20 protein-coding genes are annotated in these 19,073 nt (G+C 73.1%); 5 read left to right on the forward strand and 15 right to left on the reverse strand.

Features of this window, described 5'->3' with window-relative positions; translation table 11 throughout:
- Window positions 1–26 precede the first annotated feature (26 nt).
- On the reverse strand, window positions 27–1,073 hold the full coding sequence (locus ACIGO6_RS36965) for a fatty acid desaturase family protein (protein ID WP_399884318.1): 1,047 nt from the start codon (window positions 1,071–1,073) through the stop codon (window positions 27–29).
- 184 nt (window positions 1,074–1,257) lie between these two features.
- On the opposite strand from ACIGO6_RS36965, the gene ACIGO6_RS36970 reads away from it, so the two are divergent.
- On the forward strand, window positions 1,258–2,688 hold the full coding sequence (locus tag ACIGO6_RS36970; RefSeq protein ID WP_399884320.1) for an MFS transporter: 1,431 nt from the start codon (window positions 1,258–1,260) through the stop codon (window positions 2,686–2,688).
- On the opposite strand, the gene ACIGO6_RS36975 is transcribed toward ACIGO6_RS36970, so the two are convergent.
- The 6 genes from ACIGO6_RS36975 to ACIGO6_RS37000 form a co-directional block, all read right to left on the reverse strand.
- A complete protein-coding gene (locus ACIGO6_RS36975; protein WP_399884322.1) occupies window positions 2,651–3,925 on the reverse strand; it encodes an FAD-dependent monooxygenase in 1,275 nt (424 codons plus the stop codon). The genes ACIGO6_RS36970 and ACIGO6_RS36975 overlap by 38 nt on opposite strands.
- 3 nt (window positions 3,926–3,928) lie before the next feature.
- On the reverse strand, window positions 3,929–4,192 hold the full coding sequence (locus ACIGO6_RS36980) for an acyl carrier protein (RefSeq protein ID WP_399884324.1): 264 nt from the start codon (window positions 4,190–4,192) through the stop codon (window positions 3,929–3,931).
- 36 nt (window positions 4,193–4,228) lie between these two features.
- Window positions 4,229–5,506: a ketosynthase chain-length factor gene (locus ACIGO6_RS36985; RefSeq protein ID WP_399884326.1), complete on the reverse strand. Its 1,278-nt coding sequence runs from the start codon at window positions 5,504–5,506 to the stop codon at window positions 4,229–4,231.
- Window positions 5,503–6,768 carry a beta-ketoacyl-[acyl-carrier-protein] synthase family protein gene (locus ACIGO6_RS36990; RefSeq protein WP_399884328.1) on the reverse strand — a complete coding sequence of 422 codons (1,266 nt, stop codon included), beginning with the start codon at window positions 6,766–6,768 and terminating at the stop codon, window positions 5,503–5,505. The genes ACIGO6_RS36985 and ACIGO6_RS36990 overlap by 4 nt, the downstream gene beginning before the upstream one ends.
- Window positions 6,765–7,565, reverse strand: coding sequence for a thioesterase II family protein (locus ACIGO6_RS36995; protein ID WP_399884330.1), 801 nt, complete (start codon window positions 7,563–7,565; stop codon window positions 6,765–6,767). The genes ACIGO6_RS36990 and ACIGO6_RS36995 overlap by 4 nt, the downstream gene beginning before the upstream one ends.
- A 139-nt stretch (window positions 7,566–7,704) precedes the next feature.
- On the reverse strand, window positions 7,705–8,526 hold the full coding sequence (locus ACIGO6_RS37000) for a BTAD domain-containing putative transcriptional regulator (RefSeq protein ID WP_399884332.1): 822 nt from the start codon (window positions 8,524–8,526) through the stop codon (window positions 7,705–7,707).
- A 432-nt stretch (window positions 8,527–8,958) separates the two neighbouring features.
- Between ACIGO6_RS37000 and ACIGO6_RS37005 the strand changes: the two genes are divergently transcribed.
- On the forward strand, window positions 8,959–10,014 hold the full coding sequence (locus ACIGO6_RS37005; protein ID WP_399884334.1) for a BTAD domain-containing putative transcriptional regulator: 1,056 nt from the start codon (window positions 8,959–8,961) through the stop codon (window positions 10,012–10,014).
- A gap of 50 nt (window positions 10,015–10,064) precedes the next feature.
- Window positions 10,065–10,274, forward strand: a complete 210-nt coding sequence (locus tag ACIGO6_RS37010) for a hypothetical protein (protein WP_399884336.1) — start codon at window positions 10,065–10,067, stop codon at window positions 10,272–10,274.
- Between the two features lie 21 nt (window positions 10,275–10,295).
- On the opposite strand, the gene ACIGO6_RS37015 is transcribed toward ACIGO6_RS37010, so the two are convergent.
- Window positions 10,296–11,135 carry an aldo/keto reductase gene (locus tag ACIGO6_RS37015; protein WP_399884338.1) on the reverse strand — a complete coding sequence of 280 codons (840 nt, stop codon included), beginning with the start codon at window positions 11,133–11,135 and terminating at the stop codon, window positions 10,296–10,298.
- Between the two features lie 204 nt (window positions 11,136–11,339).
- Between ACIGO6_RS37015 and ACIGO6_RS37020 the strand changes: the two genes are divergently transcribed.
- Both ACIGO6_RS37020 and ACIGO6_RS37025 read left to right on the forward strand, forming a co-directional pair.
- On the forward strand, window positions 11,340–11,879 hold the full coding sequence (locus tag ACIGO6_RS37020) for a TetR/AcrR family transcriptional regulator (protein ID WP_399884358.1): 540 nt from the start codon (window positions 11,340–11,342) through the stop codon (window positions 11,877–11,879).
- The gene (locus ACIGO6_RS37025; protein ID WP_399884340.1) at window positions 11,876–12,286 is read left to right on the forward strand and encodes a DUF6069 family protein; all 411 of its coding nucleotides are present in this window, start codon (window positions 11,876–11,878) and stop codon (window positions 12,284–12,286) included. Before ACIGO6_RS37020 ends, ACIGO6_RS37025 begins: the two co-directional genes overlap by 4 nt.
- A gap of 31 nt (window positions 12,287–12,317) precedes the next feature.
- Here the strand turns inward: ACIGO6_RS37025 and ACIGO6_RS37030 are convergent, their stop codons facing one another.
- From ACIGO6_RS37030 to ACIGO6_RS37060, 7 genes are all read right to left on the reverse strand, one after another.
- Window positions 12,318–13,202: a 4'-phosphopantetheinyl transferase family protein gene (locus ACIGO6_RS37030; protein ID WP_399884342.1), complete on the reverse strand. Its 885-nt coding sequence runs from the start codon at window positions 13,200–13,202 to the stop codon at window positions 12,318–12,320.
- Window positions 13,199–15,034 (reverse strand): polyketide synthase, encoded by a 1,836-nt coding sequence (locus ACIGO6_RS37035; RefSeq protein ID WP_399884344.1) that lies wholly within the window; start codon window positions 15,032–15,034, stop codon window positions 13,199–13,201. The genes ACIGO6_RS37030 and ACIGO6_RS37035 overlap by 4 nt, the downstream gene beginning before the upstream one ends.
- Window positions 15,035–15,050: 16 nt before the next feature.
- Window positions 15,051–15,770 carry an acyl carrier protein gene (locus tag ACIGO6_RS37040; RefSeq protein WP_399884346.1) on the reverse strand — a complete coding sequence of 240 codons (720 nt, stop codon included), beginning with the start codon at window positions 15,768–15,770 and terminating at the stop codon, window positions 15,051–15,053.
- A complete protein-coding gene (locus ACIGO6_RS37045; protein ID WP_399884348.1) occupies window positions 15,767–16,615 on the reverse strand; it encodes a ScbR family autoregulator-binding transcription factor in 849 nt (282 codons plus the stop codon). The genes ACIGO6_RS37040 and ACIGO6_RS37045 overlap by 4 nt, the downstream gene beginning before the upstream one ends.
- Before the next feature lie 18 nt (window positions 16,616–16,633).
- Window positions 16,634–17,515 (reverse strand): BTAD domain-containing putative transcriptional regulator, encoded by an 882-nt coding sequence (locus tag ACIGO6_RS37050; protein WP_399884350.1) that lies wholly within the window; start codon window positions 17,513–17,515, stop codon window positions 16,634–16,636.
- A gap of 296 nt (window positions 17,516–17,811) precedes the next feature.
- The gene (locus ACIGO6_RS37055; RefSeq protein ID WP_399884352.1) at window positions 17,812–18,435 is read right to left on the reverse strand and encodes a ScbR family autoregulator-binding transcription factor; all 624 of its coding nucleotides are present in this window, start codon (window positions 18,433–18,435) and stop codon (window positions 17,812–17,814) included.
- Between the two features lie 83 nt (window positions 18,436–18,518).
- A partial coding sequence (locus ACIGO6_RS37060) for a carboxyl transferase domain-containing protein (protein ID WP_399884354.1) occupies window positions 18,519–19,073 on the reverse strand: 555 nt, incomplete at its 5' end.

The raw sequence follows: 19,073 nt of genomic DNA on the forward strand, positions 1-19,073 counted from the left end.
GTTCCGTCCCTGCCGTGCGTACGGCGTCAGTGGGCGTCGCGCAGCGGTTCGCCGACGTTCCTGAGGTGCCGCAGGGCTTCGCGGTGCGAGGCGAGCAGGCCCGTCTGGTGGTACGGGACGCCCAGTTCGGCGCAGTACCGCTCGGTGATGACCTGGGCCCTGCCGAGCGCCGGGGTCGGCATGCTGGGGAAGAGGTGGTGCTCGATCTGGTAGTTGAGGCCGCCCATGAAGGCGTCGATGAACGCACCGCCGCGCACGTTGCGGGAGGTGAGGACCTGGCGGCGCAGGAAGTCGAGCCGCGTGCCCTCCTCGATCATCGGCATGCCCTTGTGGTTGGGCGCGAAGACCGAGCCCAGGTAGACACCGAACAGGGCCTGGTGGACGGCGATGAAGGCGAGCGCCTTGCCCGGGGAGAGGACCGCGAACAGGCCGCCGAAATACAGGACGAAATGAACGACGAGGAGTGTGCCCTCGAGAACGGGACGTTTCATCGACGGGCTGCGCAGCGCCTTGAAGCTGTTGAAACTCAGGTTGAGTCCTTCCAGCGTCAGCAGCGGAAAGAACAACGCGGCCTGATGCTTTCCGACGAAGCGGGGAAGTCCCTTTGCCCTGCTCGCCTGGCGCCGTGACCAGACCAGGATGTCGGGGGAGACGTCCGGGTCCTTCTCCTCGTGATTGGGGTTGGCGTGGTGGCGGGTGTGCTTGTTCATCCACCAGCCGTAGCTCATGCCCAGCAGCAGGTTGGCCACCAGGAGGCCGCCGGTCTCACTGGGGCGCCGGCGCGAGAAGACCTGCCGGTGGGCGAGGTCGTGGGCGGCCAGTCCGAGCTGGCCGAAGACCACGGCCAGGGCGGCCGCGACGAACAGCTGGCTCCAGCTGTCGCCCAGCACGACAAACGCCGCGACACCCCCCGCGAGCGCGAGGGCGACCGCACCGAAACGCACCGAGTAATACAGCGGGCGGCGCCTCAGCAGTCCCGCCTCGGATATACGGCGGGACAGCTCGGAAAAATCACTTCCCGTCTCCCGCCGTGGTGTGGGAAAAGTCTCCGCGAGCATCGTTGGATTGGTCATTCCCCCAGTATCTGGAGGATTTCCGGCCGCAGAACGGTGCCTGCCCCCTAAGAATACGGCCGGCGGCCCCGTCGCCGCCCCCAGTTCCCGGCTCTTTCGATACGTCTCCTGCCGGATCTCCACGGCTCCTCCAGCGCCCCCTGCGACGGTCCTCCCACGCGAACCGAACCACGGGAGGCAGCCCATGTCCGTGTCCCTACGAGCCGACACACGACGGCGTGGCATGCCGCCCGCCCCGGCGGCACCGGGGAAACGGCCCGGCCTCCGTCCCGGCGCCGCGCTGGCGGTGATCGCGAGCTGCAACGCGATGATCCAGCTCGACGAACCCATCGTGAACATCGCGCTTCCCGGCATGCGGGCCGACCTCGGCCTGTCCCCGGTCGGCGCGTCCTGGGTGCTCAGCGCGTACCTGCTGGCGTTCGGTGGTCTGCTGCTGCTCGGCGGCCGGGCCGGTGACATCCTGGGCCGCCGCCGGGTGTTCCTGACCGGCGTCGCCGTGTTCACCGCGGCGGCGGCCGCGCGAGCGTTCGTCCCGCCCGGTGAGGGGACGCTGATCGCCGTACGCGCCGTGCAGGGCCTGGGTGCCGCGTGCGCCGCGCCCAGTGGGCTGGCCCTGCTGCTGAGCACGTTCGCCGAGGGGCCCGCCCGCCGGAAGGCGATCGCGGTCTGCACGGCGGTGGGCGCGGTCTCCACCGCGGGCGGCCTGCTGCTGGCGGGGGCGCTGACCTCGCTCGGCTCCTGGCGCTGGGTGCTGCTGCTCAACGTGCCGCTCGGCGTGGCGATCCTGCTGCTGGGCCCGCGCGTGCTGACGGAGACGCCCCGCAACCCGGGCCGGTTCGACGTGCTCGGCGCGCTGCTGTCCGCCGCCGGAGCGGCCTGCCTGGTCTACGCGCTGGCGCGGGCCGCCGACCACGGATGGAGCGATCCGGCGGTGGCCCTCCCCCTGCTGGCGGGCCTCGCGCTGCTCGCCGTGTTCACGGCCGTCGAGGCCCGCGCCGAGCAGCCCGTGGTGGTGCTGCGGCTGTTCGCCGACCGGGACCGCCTGCTGGCCTATCTGGCGGTGCTCGCCGTACCCGGCGCCCTGGCCGGTGCCTACTTCTTCCTCAGCCAGTCCTTCCAGCAGGAGGGCCTCACCCCGCTGGCCACCGCCTGTGTGCTGCTGCCGGTGCCGTTGACGATGGCCCTCACCGCCGGTGCGGTCACCCGCCTGGAACCGTTCGTCGGGCCGAAGCGGCTGATGGCCCTGGGAGCCGCGGCGCTCGCGCTGGCGAACCTGATGCTGGCCTCGCTCGACGACGTCACCGTGGTGCGCGTCCTGCCCGCCCTGGTCCTGCTCGGCTCGGGAATGGCCTGCTGTGTCATCCCGCCCACCGTCCTCGCCACCTCGCGGTTGCGCGGGGACGAGGCGGGAGCGGCTTCCAGTGTGCTGAACGCCCTCCAGGCGCTGGGCGGTTCGCTGGGCATCGCGCTGCTGGTCACCGCTTCCTCCGGGCACTCGGCGTTCGGCGACGCCCGGTCCGCGGGCTTCACCGCCGGCTCCCTGTTCGCGGTGGTCGTCCTCCTGGCCGCGCTCGCGATCAGGCGGCCCGCGCGCCCGGCACGGCGCCCGCGGTGAACAGGTCGGTGTGCACCTGCACCGGGGTGCGGCCGTAGGCGATGCGGGAGGTGATGCGCGCGCCGACCGGGGTCCGGGTGACCACGGCGGCGGCGCGCGCCCGCAGGAAGGCCGCCGCCCGGCCGCCCGTGCCGAAGAACGCCTTGGCCTGGACGCGCTGCATCCGGGTCACCGCCTCGGCGACCGGGCGCCGGGCCTGCTCGAAGGCCACCAGCCGCGCACGCCGCACGTCGCCCGCCGCAAGGGCCGCGACGAGTACGGGGTGCAGCACGGCGGCGTCCTGGAGGGCGAGGTTGATGCCCTGCGCGCCGAGCGGCCCGTGGGTGTGGGCGGCGTCGCCGAGGAGCACCAGCCCGTCCCGCGTCCAGGTGGGCGCGTTCGCGGCGAAGACGTCCAGCAGACTGAGGTCACCGAGGCCGGTCAGGTGCTCGTGCAGCAGGTCGGCGTGGGCCGGGAGCGCGGCGGCCAGGTCGCGCTTGATGCCGGCGATCCCCTCGGCCGTCACCCGGTTGTAGCTGCCGTGCGGCAGGGTCCAGCCGATCCGCAGCCGGTCGGGGTGGGTGTCGTGGACGAGCACCGCGGCGGCCCCCGCGCGGTGGATGCGGACCCGCCCGGTCGCCCGGCCCGGCGCGGGCACCGTGAACCAGACCACGTCCTGGTCGAAGACGTCCGTACGGCCGGCGTCGATCCCGGCCAGCTTCCGCGTCTTGGAGAACCGGCCGTCGGCACCGACGACCACCGACGCGCGGACCCGCACCCGCCGGGTGCCCAGGCGGGTGACCACGGCGCCGGTGCAGCGGCCGTCGTCCTCGGTGAGGGCGCTGACCCGGTGGCCGTCGAGGTAGGTGAACCCGGGCAGCCGGGCGCAGGTGGCGAGCAGTTCGGCCAGCAGATGGGGCTGGGGCAGGGCCAGCAGCCGGTCGTGCGGCGCCGGCAGCCTGCGGTAGTCGATGTCGAGCAGCGTCCGGTGGCCCTGCACGACCTGGAACCCCTCCAGGGTGTGCGCGCCGCGCCGCTCGGCGCCCTCCAGGACGCCCAGCTGGTCGAGGACGAGCTGGCCGCCGGGTTGCAGGATCTCGCCGTGGAAGTCGCGGCGGAAGGCGGTGGAGCGCTCCGCGAGGGTGACGCGTACGCCGGAGCGCAGCAGCATCAGGGTCAGCGCGAGGCCCGCCGGACCGGCGCCGACGACCAGGACGTCGGTGTGCACGGTGGTGTCCCGCCACTCGGAGCGCGCCACGGCTCAGACCGCCGCTCGCGCCGAGAGCAGTTCATTGACCAGGGCCAGGTACTGACGGGGGGTCTCGGCCTCGTCGATGGCCTCCTCGTCGAAGGTGATGCCGTGGTCCCGTTCGATGCGGCCGGTGGTCTGCAGCATGGCGAGCGAGTCGTAGCCGAGGTCGAGGAACGGCTTGTCCAGGATGTCGCCGTCGAGGTCGGTCCACTCCTCCTCCCCCGCGCACTCGCGCAGCAGCGTGACCAGGTCGCTCAGTTCCAGACGCTCCATCGTGCTCTCCCTCGCTTCGTCGGGGTGGGTGGTGTCTCAGTCGGCCGCGCGCAGCACGACCGCGGAGTTGAAGCCGCCGCGCCCGCGGGCCAGCACCAGGGCGGTGCGCAGGGCGAGGCCGTGCCGCGGCCGGCCGGTCACCAGGTCGACGGGGCAGTCGGGGGCCGTGTCGCGGGTGCCGGGGGTGGGCGGTATCACCTGCTCGCGCAGGGTGAGCAGGGCCGCGGCGAGGTCCAGTGCGGAGCCGCCCGCGAGCAGCCGCCCGGTCATCGCCTTGGGCGCGGTGACCGGGACGCCGCGGGGTCCGAAGAGCGCGGTCAGCGCCGCGGCCTCGACGCGGTCGGCGTCCCGTGCGCCCGCCGCGTCGGCGAACACCACGTCCACGTCGGCCGGTCCGGCCCCGGCGTCGGCGAGGGCCAGCCGGGCCGCGTCGCCGAGTCGGGACGGACCGGAACCGTCGAAGGTGGCGGCGTATCCGGCGAGGGTGCCGTAGGCCCGCGCGCCGCGTGCCCGGGCGCTGTCGGCGTCCTCCAGGACGAGCATGGCGCCGCCCTCTCCGGCGACGTGGCCGCGGGCGTCGGCGGCGAAGGGCAGGTAGGCCCGTTCCGGGTCGGTGGCCGTGGACAGGGTGCCGTCCGCGAGCTGGGCGGCCCAGCCCCACGGGCACAGCGCCGAGTCGGCGCCGCCGGTGACGACGAGCGCCGAGCCCTTGCGGACCTGGCGCCGGGCCTGCGCCGCCGCGTCGAGGCCGCCGGCCTGCTCGGAGACGAGGACGCCGCTCGCGCCCCGGGTGCCGTGCCGGATGGAGATCTGGCCGGTGTTGACGGCGTTGAACCAGGCGAACGCCTGGTAGGCGCTGACGTGCCGGCTGCCCCGGTGCCACAGGGCCTGCAACTCGCGCTGCCCGAACTCGAAGCCGCCGGCCGAGCTGGCGGTGACGACGCCCGCCGCGTACTCGTCCAGCGCGTCCAGGTCGGCGCCCGAGTCGTCGACGGCCTCCTGCGCCATGGCGAGGGCCAGCCGGGTGACCCGGTCGGTCTGCGGCAGCAGCCTGCTGGGCACGTGCTCCTCGTCGGCGAAGCCGCGGACCTCGCCCGCGAGCCGCACCGGGTAGTCGGAGGCGTCGAAGCGGGTGATCGGGCCGATCGCGCTGCGGCCGCGCAGTGCGGCGGCCCACCAGGCGCGGGTGCCCAGGCCGCCGGGCGCGGCGATGCCGACGCCCGTGAACACGGCGGTGCGGGCCGCCCGTTCGCCACGCGCGGCGGAGGGTGCGGCCGACGGTACGGCGGAGGGTACGGCGGCGGTGACGGTCATGCGGCCTCCTTCAGCCGGGCCCGGGTGAGGACCATGGCGCTCTGGAAGCCACCGAAGCCGCTGCCGACGCTGACGACGGTGTCGGTCCGGTGCTCGCGCGCGGTCAGGGGGGTGTAGTCGAGGTCGCAGGCCGGGTCGGGATCGTGCAGGTTGGCGGTGGGCGGCACGGTGTCGTGGGTGATGGCCAGGGCGCTCGCGGCCACCTCCAGCGAACCGATCGCGCCGAGCGAGTGCCCGATCATCGACTTGATGGAGCTGACGGGGATCTCGTGGGCCCGCGCCCCCAGGCTCCGCTTGAACGCGGCGGTCTCGTGCCGGTCGTTCTGCTTGGTGCCCGACCCGTGGGCGTTGACGTAGTCGACGGCGGACGGGTCCACCCGCGCCTCGTCCAGCGCCAGGGAGATCGCCCGCGCCATCTCGTGGCCGTCGGGCCGCAGACCGGTCATGTGGTAGGCGTTGCTCAGGCTGGCGAAGCCGGAGATCTCCGCGTAGACACGGGCACCGCGCCTGCGGGCCCGCTCGGCGTCCTCCAGGATCAGGACGGCCGACCCCTCCCCCAGCACGAAACCGTTGCGGCTGCGGTCGAAGGGCCGCGACGCCGTACCGGGCTCGTCGTTGCGCGGGCTGGTGGCCCGGATCGCGTCGAAGGAGGCGACGGAGATCGGGGAGATCGGCGCCTCGGTGGCCCCGGCCAGCATCACGTCGGCGCTGCCCTCGCGGATCAGCTCCACGGCGTGTCCCACCGAGTCGAGCCCGGAGGTGCAGCCGGTGGACACCACCGCGACGGGACCCTGCGCCTCGGCGTCCCGGGCGACCTCGGCCGCCAGCGAGCTGGGCACCACGTAGTCGAACAGGTGGGGTACGGCCCGGGTGTGGTCGACGTTCCACCGTTCGCCCCGGTCGCTGACCACCGCGTACTCGCGGTCCAGGCCGGTGGTGCAGCCGACCGCGCTGCCCAGCGTCACCCCCGTACGGACCGGGTCGAGGCCCTCGCGGACCCCGCTGTCGGCCAGCGCCTCGCGGGCGGCGACGAGAGCGAACTGCGCGGCCCGGTCGAGCCGTCCGGCCTGCGCGGGGGTGAACCCGTGGTCGGCGGGATCGAAGTCGGCCTCGGCGGCGATCCGGGAGCGGAAGCCGGTCGCGTCGAACAGGGAGATGGGCCGGGTGGCGGTGCGGCCGGCGGTGAGCAGGGCCCAGAACGCCTTGGTTCCGGTCGCTCCCGGGGCGACGACACCGATCCCGGTGATGACGACACGCCTCATCGGGTGTTCCTCACGGTCGTGTGCACGGACGTCGGGGCTGGCGTCGGGGCTTCAGGCAGCAGCCGTCGTACGACGCGACAGGCGCGCCCGAGGATGCGGGGCGCCTGGGGTCCCCGTACGAAGAAGTGGTCACCGGCGACGGTGCGCACGGTGAGGGGGCCGGTGGTCCAGCGGTGCCAGCCGGCGAGCGTGCCGGGGCGGACCGCGGGGTCGGCGGTGCCGCCGAGGGCGAGCAGCGGCACGTCGAGGGGTCCGCCGGTGGCGGGGTCGACGGCGGCCTCGCGCAGCGCGGCGGCGAGTCTGAGGTCGTCCCGGAGTACGGGCAGGACGGTACGGTTCCACACCCCGCCGGGAGCGGTGACGGAAGCGGAGGGCAGAGGTCCGAGGGTGCCCAGCAGGCGCAGGAGTTCACCGGCCGGGGCGTCGGCCGCGTCCAGCAGCGCGGGCGGCTCGTCGGGCGGCGGCGTGGCGCCGAGGGCGACGAAGGCGGGCTGTTCGAGCCCCTTGTCGGCGAGCGTACGGGCGAGGGTGTAGGCGACGAGGCCGCCGAGACTGTGCCCGTAGAGGGCGAACGGCCCCCGGTCGTTACCGTTGCGTCCCAGGATGTCCAGGAACTCGGCGACGAGTTCGGCCCGGCCGGTGATCCGCTCCTCGCGCCACCGGCCCTCCCGCCCGGGCAGGGTCAGCGGCACGATCTCCACGCCGGAGCCCGCCGCGCCGGGCCAGCGGTGGAAGCTGCTCACACCGGCGCCGGCGTGCGCGAAGCAGTAGAGCGTCACGGACCGGCCGTCGGCCATGGTGCAACCACCCCTCCCCGGACGCCGTGCCACCCCGAACGGGGCGACCTGGCGTCAGAAGAGGCTCGGCGACCACGGTGGAGAAGCGCTCGAGGACACGTCGGGCACGTGCCGAGCCCGCCTGTCCCGGCACGTGCTCTCAGGCCGCGAAGAGGTCGAACGTCGACGAGTGCCGCGGCCCGGCCAGCACGTCCAGCTGCGGGTCGACCGAGAGCATCGCCTGGTGCAGCCGCTGCAACTGCGGCGACGGCTCCACGCCGAGCTCCTCGATCAGCCGCATCCGCAGCCGGCGGTAGCTCTCCAGCGCCGCCGCCTGCCGGCCCGACCGGTACAGGGCCACCATGGCCTGCGAGTGCAGCCCCTCGTGCTGCGGGTGCCGGGCCGTCAGATCGGCCAGCTCGGCGAGCAGTTCGGCGTGCCGGCCCAGCCTGAGGTCGGCGTCGATGCGCCGCTCCACGGTGACCAGACGGCTCTCCTCCAGCCGCCGCACCTCGATCTCCAGGATCGGCCCGACGCGCACGTCGACCAGGGCCGCCCCCTTCCACAGGTCCAGCGCCGCGGCGAACCGTCGGGCCGACACCTGGTTGTCGCCGGTCTCGAAGGCGGCCTGCCCCTCACGCACCAGGCGTTCGTACTGGTGCACGTCGACACTGTCCTCGGGGATCTGCAGCAGATACCCGCCGTGCCGGGTGGCCAGCACGTCCTTCGCACTGCCCGGGGAACTCGGCCCCATCGCGGTGCCCAGCCGCCTGCGCAGCTGCAGTATGTACGTCTGGAGGGTGGTGAGCGCGCTCGTCGGCGGCTCGGTCCCCCAGATCTCCTCCATGAGCGTCGGGACCGGCATGACCCGTCCCGGGTAAAGCGCCATCAGTGACAGAATCTGCCTCGGCTTGGCCGCCGTAGGAACAATCGATCCCCCGTTGACCTCGGCACTCAGCGGACCCAGAACCTGAATCCTCACGGTTTCCTCCGTAGTGGTCGAGCTCTTCGTCCGTTCCTTCCTTTGGCCAGAAATCTGCGCCGTGACGCACGCTAGCCGGGCCCGTTCACACCGATCGTTGCTCTGTAGCGGCCCTTGAGCGGCCCTCCACACGACGTGTTGCGCCGATGACCCGATCAACTAAAGAACACATGCACTACCGCTTGGAATGAACTTCCGATTCCGGTGTGCGGTGCATTCGCGCGGATATCTTCGTCCCGCTTCCGGCGCACATCCGGGTACGGCAGGCCGGGGCGAGTCAAGTCGGACGGAGCCGAGTTCGGACGGAGACACGATGGAATCCGCACCTGTCCCACCGGGTACACCCCGGTGGTCGGACGCGAACACCGCGCTGCGCCTGTTCGTGTTCGCGCACGCGGATGGCTCAAGTTGGTCGTTCCAGGACCGGCCCGAATGAACACCCCGGGCACCGAGTTCCGTCTGCTGGGGCCACTGGAGGTCCACGACACGCGCACCGGCAGGCACCTGCCGGTGCCCGGCGCCAGACAGCGCGCCCTGCTCGCCGTGCTGCTGGTCGAGGCGGACCGCACCGTGTCCGTCGAGCGACTCGCGGAGGAACTGTGGGGCGACCGCCCACCCCGCTCGGCACCCAACGCCGTACAGGCGCACATCGCTCGCCTACGCAAACTGCTGCCGCCCCCCACCCCGGAACCGCCCCCGACGCCCGGCACCGGCATAGTCACCACCCCCGGCGGCTACCTCCTGCGCCTCGCCGACGCCACCACGGACGCGCAGCGCTTCTGCCTCCTCTCCGCCGAGGGACGAGCCGTCGCCGCCACGGAACCCGACCGGGCCGTCACCCTGCTGAGCAGCGCACTGGCCCTGTGGCGCGGCCCGGCCCTCGCCGACTGCCGAAGCGGCCCGATCTGCACGGCCGAGGCCGACCGCCTGGAGGAACACCGCCTGATCACGCTGGAGGCCTTCTACGAGGCCCGGCTGCGCTCGGCCCGCCCGGACGGCATCACCGGCGAACTGGAGCGGCTGACCGACGAGCACCCCCTGCGGGAACGGTTCTACGACCTGCTGATGGTCGCCCTCCACCGCACCGAGCGCCGCGGCGAGGCCCTCGCCGTCTACGAGCGGGCGCGGCACCGCCTGATGGCCGAACTGGGCGTGGAACCGGGCCCGTCCCTGCGCGGCCGCCGGGAGGCCCTGCTCCGCCACGAGGCGTCCCTCTCCCCCGTACGGCTGTGGCCCGGCAGCCGAAGCGACGAGGACCCGTACCCGCCCCCGTACGCCCCCCACGCCACGGCCGAAACAGACGAACTCACCCGCATCGGCGAACACCTGGCAGTCCTCACCCGCCAACTACAACAACTGACAACCCGCTTCGAAGCCCTGACAACCCACCACCCCACCCCACCCGACAACCCCGACCACTCCCACGAAGAAAGGACCGCCGGCCATTGCGGTCCGATCAGGGGGACGGAACCTCCCGCGCGAAAATAGGCGGCGGCCTTCCGGAGGATCGCGTTGTCCTCCGTAGTCGTGCGCGCCCCATGGACCGCAAGTTCAAGCCGATGCTCTACGCCGAGCCCGCCATCCCGCACTTCTGGCGACTCGAGCTCGACCTCGCGCCCATGCTCGTCGTCTACGAGCTGGAAGGCGGCCGGTACGTGAAGCGGACGAGCGCACTCCCAGGCGCGACCACTGACCTGAACACCCCGTTCCCTGTTGCGATCGATCAGGCCGGACTCTCCCGCCAGTAGATGCCCTCTGAAGGCGGAGCCCTATGCCGCGGCGGACAGACGGTCGAGGCGATCCCGGTGCGCCGGGGTCATTTCGAGGCGCTCCGCAACGAGGTTCTCCTCCAGGTGGTCGATCCGGGCGGTGCCGGGGATCGGGAGGATGACGGGTGAGTGGCCGAGGAGCCAGGTGAGCGCGACCTGCGTGGGCGTGGCTTCGAGCTCGGTCGCCACGGAGGCGACTTCGGCCTTCTCCCCTGCGTTGCCCCAGGCGACGGGTCGCCACGGCAGGAACGCTGTTCCTGCCGCTTCGCAGGCCGCGAGCACGGGCTCGTGCTCGCGGTCGAGCAGGTTGTACCGGTTCTGCACGCTCGCGATGTCGACGATCTGCCGCGCCTGGTCGAGTTCGTCGACGGTGACCTCGGACAGTCCGATCCGGCCGATCTTGCCCTCGGCCTGCAGGTCCCGCAGCGTGCCGACCTGGTCGGTGAGCGGCGTTCCGGGGTCGATGCGGTGCAGTTGAAGAAGCTCGATCCGCTCGACACGCAGTCGGCGGAGCGCCTGCTCGACCTGCTCCCGCAGCGCGGCCGGCCGCCCGTCGAGCTTCCACTCACCTGAGGAGCCCGATCGGGCAACGCCCACCTTGGTGGTGATCAGCAGTCCGTCCGGGTACGGGTGCAGGGCCTCGGCCAGGAGTTCCTCATTGGCTCCTCCGCCGTAGAGGTACGCGGTGTCGATCAGCGTGACACCCAGCTCGACGGCCCGCCGGGCGACCGCGAGAGAGGTCTCGCGGTCCGTGCCCGGTTCCGACGGCAAGTGCATCGCCCCGAACCCCAACCGCCGTACTTCCAGCTCCCCGCCGATACAAAACGCAGTCGATGTCACGTGCTGTCTTCCCCCTCGCTCAAGCAGCAACGCTAACAGCGCAGTTGGCCACGCAGCCGAGTACGGGGCAAGAGAGCGGAGTGAGTGCTCACTCATTGACGGAGTGAGCGCTCACTCCGTAATCTCGTGGTCATGACCGCACCCAAGAAGGACCAGACCACCCGCCGCCGCGCGCCCGCCATGTTGCCGGAGCAGCGCCGCGAAATGATCATCCAGACCGCGATCCCGCTGATCGCCGAGTACGGCGCCGCGGTGACGACCGCGAAGATCGCCCGCGCCGCGGGCATCGGCGAGGGCACGATCTTCCGGGTCTTCGCCGACAAGGACGAGCTGCTGCAGGCCTGCGTGGCCGAGGCGCTCTCCCCCGAGCACGCGGTCCGCGAGCTCGACGCGATCGACATTTCCCAGCCGCTGCCCGACCGGCTCGCGGAGGCGGCCGAGGCGCTGCAGGCGCACCTGTCCCGGATGGGCGCGATCCTCGGCTCGCTGGGGCATCGCGGCGGCAAGCACCCCGGCACGGTGCGCGGCGCGGGCCGCGAGGAGTCGACGACCCGTATCCGCGCGGCACTGGTGGAGCTGCTGGAGCCCGAGAGGGCCGTCCTGCGCCGACCGCCGGAGCAGATCGCGGCCCTCTTCTTCGGGCTGCTCTTCACCCAGCCGCGTACGGCGGACGAGCCCGACCTGACCCCGCAGGAGCTGGTGGACGTCTTCCTGCACGGGGCGCTCTCGGGGGGCGCCGAGTGAGCGCACGGCGAAGGCGCCTGGGGGCTACGGCCCTGGCCGTCCTGGCCCCCGTCCTGGTGTGGCTGATCGCGGACCCCCTGCTGGGGCACCGGCTGCGGATCGCCGACGGCGAGCAGACGCTCGACATCGGCGCCGTGCCCGTGGCGGTCGTCGCACTGCTCGCGTCACTCTCCGGGTGGGGGCTGCTGGCCGCTCTGGAGCGGTTCGGGGTGCGGCGCGCCCGCACCCTCTGGACCGGGGTGGCCGGGGCCGTACTGGCCGTGTCCTTCCTGCCGTTCATCGGCGACGGCATGGACGGCGGCACCCGGGCCTCCCTCGCTCTGATGCACCTGGCGGTGGCGGCGGTGCTGATCCCGGGGCTGGGCGGCAGGTCTCCCAACGCCGGAGCCGGTGCCGCCAGGAGGTGACCGACGGCACCAAGTACGCCGCGGGCCGCCCTCAGACTGCCGACCGCGTCCTGCCGGCCGGTGCGGGCAGGACGATGCGGTGCGGTGCCGCCCGGCCCCAGGGGAAGCCGTGGTGCAGCAGGAGCACCGCGTCCCGGCTGCCGTCGTCCTGCACGGCGACGGCGGCCAGCACCTCGGGGACGGGCTCCAGTTCGACGAACCTCCAGCGCCCGTCCCGGTCGTCGGCGGGCGGCCGGAAGCCCTGGACGCCGCCGTCCTCGGCCAGCTCGAAGGAGAACTCGTCGAAGGGGAGCCCGAGTCCGAGACCGCGCGCCTTGGAGTAGGCCTCTTTCAGGGTCCACAGCCGGATCGTGCGCCGGTCCCGCGCCTGTCCGGGTGCGGCCCCGGCCACCCACCGCTGCTCCTCGGGGGTGAACGTCTCCACGATGGTCCGCAGGGCGTGCTCGTCCCGGTCGAGGCGTTCCACGTCCACGCCGATGCGGCGCCGGCGCACGATGCCGAGCAGGTTGAAGCCGGAGGCATGGGAGAGGTTGAAGTCGAGTTCGGCTCCGCCGCGCGGCAGCCCACCGTCCGGGAGCTGCAGGAACGGCCGGCCCCGGGAGGAGCGCCAGATGACCTGTTCCGCCTCGGCGATCCCGGCCTCCAGCGCGAGGGCGCGCCGCACCAGGGTGTGGGCGACCAGGTACTGGCGACGGTCGCGTTCGAAGAGGAAGCGGCCCGCGATCTCCCGCTCGTGCTCGTCCAGCCAGTGGGCGGCGAGCACACCCGCCATGGCCGGGGCGAGGTCCTCGTTGGGGCAGATCCACAGCTTCACCGGTTCTCGAGCCGGTCCGGGAGCGACTCCGGCCACCCCTGCGGTCCCTGCGGCCCCGACCGCCCCGGCCACCGGCAAGGAGCGCTCAGTGTCCCGGCTCACCGGCCCCGCTCCGTCCCCGCGTCCCCTTCGGCGGGCGTGACCCGGCCGATCCACAGCCGCCGACGCCGCAGCGCGCTCGTGGGCAGCGCCACCACACGACCGTGCGGTACGGCCGCCCGCGTGACGTCGACGCCGGCCAGCCACAGGCGGGTGAGCTGCTCGAAGCACTCGCCCTGCCACAGGGCCGCCAGGTAGGCGCGCGTCTCGGGCAGGTCGTCCAGCAGTGGCGGGCCCGGGCGACGCTCCGGGTCGTCGGTGGACACCAGCCCCGGCACCGGCCGGGCGTCCCGGCCGCGCAGCGCGGCGGCGCCGGGGTCCTGCACGAAGTCGTCCAGCGCGGTCGCCAGCCGGACGGTGTCCTGCGCGGTCACCGCGAGCCGGTACTCCCGCGCGGCCCGCCCGGAGCGCAGCTCGGCGGCCACGTCGGCGGGCCGGAGCGGGACGCCGTCCTCGGGGGTGCGCCCGGTGAGGCCGTCCGCGAGCCGCCGCGCAGTGGCGACCAGATGCGCCGGGGTGGGCGCGGACAGCAGGACCAGCGCGGGCTGCCCGCCCTCCGGCTCCGGCGGTCGCGCCTGTCGCCGTACGACCGGGCGGTACTCCTCGACGGCCGCCCGGGCCTCGGTGCCGCCACTGCCGCGTACGACGACCGAGACGCGCCGCGCGCGTTCGGTGCCGTCGCCGTCCCGGGGGCGCTGCCAGGCGTCCGGCCCTGCACCGCCCGGGGTGGCGGCGAGCGTACCGGCCCGCAGTTGCAGCACGGCCCGCACCAGCGCGGCGGCGCCGGTGGCCGCACCGGCCGATCCGACGGCGGCCCGCACGGTCCGCTCCGACTCCACGACTGCCCCACCGGAATCCCCGGCACCGCCGAAACCACCGGAACCACCGGCCTCCCCACCCCCGGGGCCGACATGCCGCACCGCGGTGGAGCGGACGACGGCATGGACGGTGTCCCCGTCCCGTTCCGCCGCGGCGAGCGGCTTGAGCAGCACCGCGCACACCCCCTCCCCGCCGCCGGGCGCGAGACGCGAGGGATGCAGGCGCAGCTCCACCGCACCCACGAGCGCCGCCGCGCACTCCCCCGCACGCAGGGCGCCGACCGCCTGGTGCAGGGCCACGAGGAAGGAGGACTCGGCGGTGTCGACGCACTGGCTGGGGCCGGTCAGGTCCAGCAGCGTGGACAGCCGGCCGGGCAGGCTCCAGTGGCCGCCACCCGGCAGCAGGTCGTGGTGGCCCCCGGCCCAGAGTCCGGCGGCGAGCAGCGCGTAGTCGCGGGACGCGGCGGCGGCGTAGACGCCGAGGCTGCGCGGGCTGCCGTCGGCCGAGGTCAGTGCGTCGAGCCGGGCGCCGGTGAGGCCGGCCGCCTCCAGCGTCTCCCACAGGGTCTCCAGCAGCAGGCGCTCCTGGGGATCCATCAGGACCGCCTCGCCGTCGGTCAGTCCGAAGAACGCGGCGTCGAACTCGTCCACTGCGTCCAGGTAGTGACCGTTCCCCTCGGCCGGACCGGTGTCCCGGTCGCGCGGCGGCGGTGCAGCCGTGTCCGTCCCGTCGAGCGCGTTGCGCCAGAAGGCGTCCAGGTCGGGCGCCTGGGGAAAACGGCCCGCCAGCGCGACGACGGCGTACCGTTCGCCGTCCTCGACGGTTCCGGCGTACCGACCGGAATCGCCGACCACCCGGTCCGGGACAGACGTCTCCGAGGGCTGGGGCGGAGGCGGAGGCGGAGGCGGGGCGACGGGCGGCGGGGGCGGCAGAGCGGGGCCGGTGAGCAGGGCCATGGCGCTCTGCCGGTCCAGGTCGCCGTTCTTGAAGCGGGTGAGGATCTCTCTGTTGTCCATGGTCCCGGGAGTCTTCTCAGGCGGCGTGGGCGGCGAGGAACACCGTGGCCTCGTCGACGCTCAGCCGGTCGTCGCGCACGGCGTCGAGCAGGGCCTCCAGGTCGAGCGGGCCCGCCCCCTGCCCGGCCGCCCCGGACACAGGACCCGGCGCGACGGTTCCCGCGGTAAGGGAGGTGATGTGCGCGGCCATGGCGTTCAGGCTGGGATGGTCGTAGAGGCAGACGGCACGCTCGTCGAGGCCGTAGGTCCGGTTGATCCCCGCCACGAACTCGGCACCGAGGACGGAGTCGAGGCCCAGCAGGTTGAACGCCGAGTCGGCGTCGATGTCCCAGGGTTCGCAGGCCAGGATCGCGGCGAGCTGCGCCCGCAGCACGTCGACGACGGACGCGGGCACGGACCCGACCGCGGACGCGGATCCGGCCGCGGCTCCGTGAACGAGCGCGGGCGCAGCCGCAGGCGCGGGCCCAAGAACGCCGAGTTCGGCGGCCAGATGCCGGACGAACCCGGCGGGAGTGGGATGGTCGTAGACCGCACCGGCCCTGACCCGGGTGCCGTAGCGCGCGTTGACGGTGGCGACGAACTCGACGGTCAGCATCGAGTCGAGCCCGAGCAGCTGGAAGGGCTGCTCGGCGTCGATCGCCTCGGCCTTGACGCCCAGGATGCCGGCCAGCACGGTGGTGAGTTCGCTGAGCAGGCCGGCGCCGGGCGGGGTGCCCGTAGGGGGTTCGCTGGTCATGGTTGGCGTCTCCAAGGGTCGTTCCCGGTCTGCCGTACGGACAGTGTCGGTGCCGCCGGTACGGCGCACATCGCCGTGCGCGGTGAACCGGGCCCGTCGGGATGGCTCGCGGGAGGGAGGTCGCCCGGCCGTGCTCCACCCGGAGAGGTAGGCCCCGCCGGGTCCTCGGGTGCGCGGCGGGGGGCGGCGTCGCCCACCCCGTCCCGCGGACGTCCGCGGCCGGGACCGGACCGGGGCGGCCGGGTCCGGTACCCGCCCTCGGCGCCGTCCGGCACCAGCGCGGGCAGCATCAGGTCCCAGAGCATGCCGATCCGGGCGGCGAGTTCGTCGTACTCCATGCCGGTGCGGCACAGCACCTCGATGCCGCAGAGCGCGGCGGCGATCAGCGTCTCGGGGCCCTCCGGGCTTCCGGGCCGCAGCTCCCCCGCCTCGCGGGCCCGCTCCAGCAGCTGCAGGGCGGCGGCGAAGCAGGTCTCGTGGAAGGACGAGCCCCGCCGGCCGCCGGCGTCGGCGCGCTCACCGGCGATCCGGAAGGCCGCGCGCATCGCCGGTTCCTCGCTCAGCGTCCCGCCCAGCCAGTGGGTGAGGTCGATCAGCGCCTGGAACGGTGCACGGCCGTCGTCCTCCATGGCCCGTACGGCCTGCTGCACCAGGGAGCGGCTGCGCTGCTGCACCGCGTCCGCGAGTTCCTCCTTCGAACCGAAGTGGAAGTACAGCGCTCCCTTGGTCACCCCGGCCGCGCCGGCGATGTCGAGCAGGGACGCGTTCCCGTACCCCTTGCGGTCGAACAGCTCGGCTCCGGCGTGCACCAGCCGGCTGCGGGTCCTTTCCGATCTCTCCTGCATCTGGGATCCCGGGCCAGGTCAGTTGGCCCGCACCAGATGACCGCCGCCCGACCGGTCGGACTGTATGGAGGGCACGGCGGGCAGGTGCGGGTCCGCCGGGAGCGGGGTCTCGGGGCCGGCCACCAGGATCGACTGCTGCAGCCTGCGCAGCCGCGGCGAGGGCTCCAGGCCCTGCTCCCGTACGAGGGTGCCGCGAAGCCGGTGGTAGACGTCCAGCGCCTCACCGCGCCGCCCCGACCGGTGCAGCGCCAGCATGAACTGGGCGTGCAGGTTCTCGTGGGTGCGGTAACGGCTGGTCAGTACGGTGAGTTCCGCGAGCAGTTCGCGATGGCGGCCGAGCCGCAGATCGGCCTCGATGCGCTGGTCCAGGGCGCACAGGCGGCTCTCCGCCAGACGCCGCGCCTCCATCTCCAGCTGGGCGCCGGTCTGTACGTCGGCGAAGGCCGAGCCGGTCCACAGCGCCAGTGCCTCACGGAGCCTGCGCGAGGCACCCGGGAAGTCCCCGCCGTCCATCGCCCGGTAGCCCATGCCCGCCAGCCGCTCGAACTCCCGGACGTCACTGGTGCCTCCGCCGGAGACGAGCAGGTAGCCGCCGGGCGACGTCACGAGGACGTCCTTGGCGCTGCGCCCGGGCGCTCCCGCCGCACCGCCGGCCGGTGCCTCCTTCGCCAGTGCCGCCGCGATGAGTTCGCGCAGCTGCAGGATGTAGGTCTGCAGGGTGGTGCGCGCGCTGCGCGGCGGGCGCTCCGCCCACAGTTCCTCGATCAGGGTCGAGACAGGCACCACCTGGTCGGCGTGCAGCGCCAGGAGAGCGAGCACCTGCCGAGGCTTCGGCGCGGTCGGAGCGATGGACGCCCCGTTCTCCCTGACGTCCAATGCGCCCAGTACGTCGATGTCCACGCCGGTGCCCCCTAAGTGAGTGTGCTGCTGTCGGCACTCATCGATTACAAAACAGGCCGGACGGTTTGTCAATACCAAACCGCCCGCGCTGTTTTGTTAGTTGGGAGATGGCGCGGTAAGGCAACCCACAGAACACCATCTGACCTGCATTTTCACTTGTGATGGCGACGTCAGGGCGACGCGTTCGAGGCACAACCCCCTAGAGATCCACTGGAACCCCAGAAGGAAAACGGCACGGCCGGAGCCGCCCATCCCCAAAGGATCGACGCCATACAAGACCGGCCTCGCGGTTTGTTTTACTGAGCTGAGAGAGTCCCCGCAGACCGCAGCCGAGGAAGGGCGGCGGTCGATGCCAGCCGGGGCAGCATCAGGTCCCAGAACTGCGCCAGGGTGGCTCCGGACGTCCACTTGGGGTCGCCGGCCCCCAGTTGCTCGAACCCCACGGTCGCCGCGACGACGGCGACGGAGGCGTCCATCGCCGAGACGCCGTGGGCGAGGGCGCCCTCGAACTCGGCGTCCCGCAGCACCTGCTCCACCCAGCCGCGCCACTGCCCGCGCAGGTCCACCCCGTCGGCCCGGCGCGGGAAGCCGCAGCTCAGCTCGAAGCCGGCGCGCATCACCGGATCCTGGTCCAGACTGCTCATCAGGGCGTGCGTGGCGTCGACCAGGTGCTGCAGGGCGCCGCTGTGGCCGCCGGAGGACCGGCCGATCTCCCGCAGTACGGCGGCGGCCTCCTCCTCGACGGCGCGGGCCAGCGCCTGTTTGCTCTCGAAGTGGAAGTGCAGTGCCCCGTTGCTCACTCCGGCCCTGCGGCTGATCGAGGTGAGCGACGCAGAGACGAACCCCTCCCTGGCGAACACCTCGGCCGCGGCCCGCACCAGCGACTGCCGCGTACGTGCCGCACGTTCTTGTTTCACCATGAGGGGCTCCTGACCGAGGGCCGGACGGTCTCCTGCACCGGCCGGCCCTGTGACTCGTGCTGTTGTTGCGAGAAGCGGTCCTGCTACTGCGGGGGGTTGCCGTGCTTGCGGGAGGGCAGGTCGGCGTGCTTGGTACGGAGCATCGCCAGGGCCCTGGCGAGCGCCTCACGGGTCTCGGCGGGGTCGATGACGTCGTCGACCAGGCCGCGTTCGGCCGCGTAGTAGGGGTGCATCAGTTCCGTCTTGTACTCCTTGACCATGCGGGCCCGCATGGCCTCGGGGTCCTCGGCGCCGGCGATCTGACGGCGGAAGATGACGTTGGCCGCGCCCTCGGCGCCCATCACGGCGATCTCGTTGGTCGGCCAGGCGTAGGTGAGGTCGGCGCCGATGGACTGGCTGTCCATGACGATGTAGGCGCCACCGTAGGCCTTGCGCAGGATGAGCGAGATCCTCGGCACCGTCGCGTTGCAGTAGGCGTACAGCAGTTTCGCGCCGTGGCGGATGATGCCGCCGTGCTCCTGGTCGACGCCCGGCAGGAAGCCCGGTACGTCCAGAAGGGTGAGGATGGGGATGTTGAAGGCGTCGCACATCTGCACGAAGCGCGCGGCCTTTTCACTCGCCTCGATGTCCAGGACGCC

This window comes from Streptomyces sp. NPDC053750 (genome assembly GCF_044544295.1).
Taxonomy (GTDB): domain Bacteria; phylum Actinomycetota; class Actinomycetes; order Streptomycetales; family Streptomycetaceae; genus Streptomyces.

Coding starts and splice junctions, on each gene's coding strand:
- ACIGO6_RS37035 (WP_399884344.1), bottom strand. CDS start 15,034: ATGGACAACAGAGAGATCCTCACCCGCTTCAAGAACGGCGACCTGGAC.
- ACIGO6_RS37010 (WP_399884336.1), top strand. CDS start 10,065: ATGGACCGCAAGTTCAAGCCGATGCTCTACGCCGAGCCCGCCATCCCG.
- ACIGO6_RS37045 (WP_399884348.1), bottom strand. CDS start 16,615: ATGCAGGAGAGATCGGAAAGGACCCGCAGCCGGCTGGTGCACGCCGGA.
- ACIGO6_RS37005 (WP_399884334.1), top strand. CDS start 8,959: ATGAACACCCCGGGCACCGAGTTCCGTCTGCTGGGGCCACTGGAGGTC.
- ACIGO6_RS36970 (WP_399884320.1), top strand. CDS start 1,258: ATGTCCGTGTCCCTACGAGCCGACACACGACGGCGTGGCATGCCGCCC.
- ACIGO6_RS36965 (WP_399884318.1), bottom strand. CDS start 1,073: ATGACCAATCCAACGATGCTCGCGGAGACTTTTCCCACACCACGGCGG.
- ACIGO6_RS36980 (WP_399884324.1), bottom strand. CDS start 4,192: ATGGAGCGTCTGGAACTGAGCGACCTGGTCACGCTGCTGCGCGAGTGC.
- ACIGO6_RS37020 (WP_399884358.1), top strand. CDS start 11,340: ATGATCATCCAGACCGCGATCCCGCTGATCGCCGAGTACGGCGCCGCG.
- ACIGO6_RS36985 (WP_399884326.1), bottom strand. CDS start 5,506: ATGACCGTCACCGCCGCCGTACCCTCCGCCGTACCGTCGGCCGCACCC.
- ACIGO6_RS36990 (WP_399884328.1), bottom strand. CDS start 6,768: ATGAGGCGTGTCGTCATCACCGGGATCGGTGTCGTCGCCCCGGGAGCG.
- ACIGO6_RS36995 (WP_399884330.1), bottom strand. CDS start 7,565: ATGGCCGACGGCCGGTCCGTGACGCTCTACTGCTTCGCGCACGCCGGC.
- ACIGO6_RS37055 (WP_399884352.1), bottom strand. CDS start 18,435: ATGGTGAAACAAGAACGTGCGGCACGTACGCGGCAGTCGCTGGTGCGG.
- ACIGO6_RS37040 (WP_399884346.1), bottom strand. CDS start 15,770: ATGACCAGCGAACCCCCTACGGGCACCCCGCCCGGCGCCGGCCTGCTC.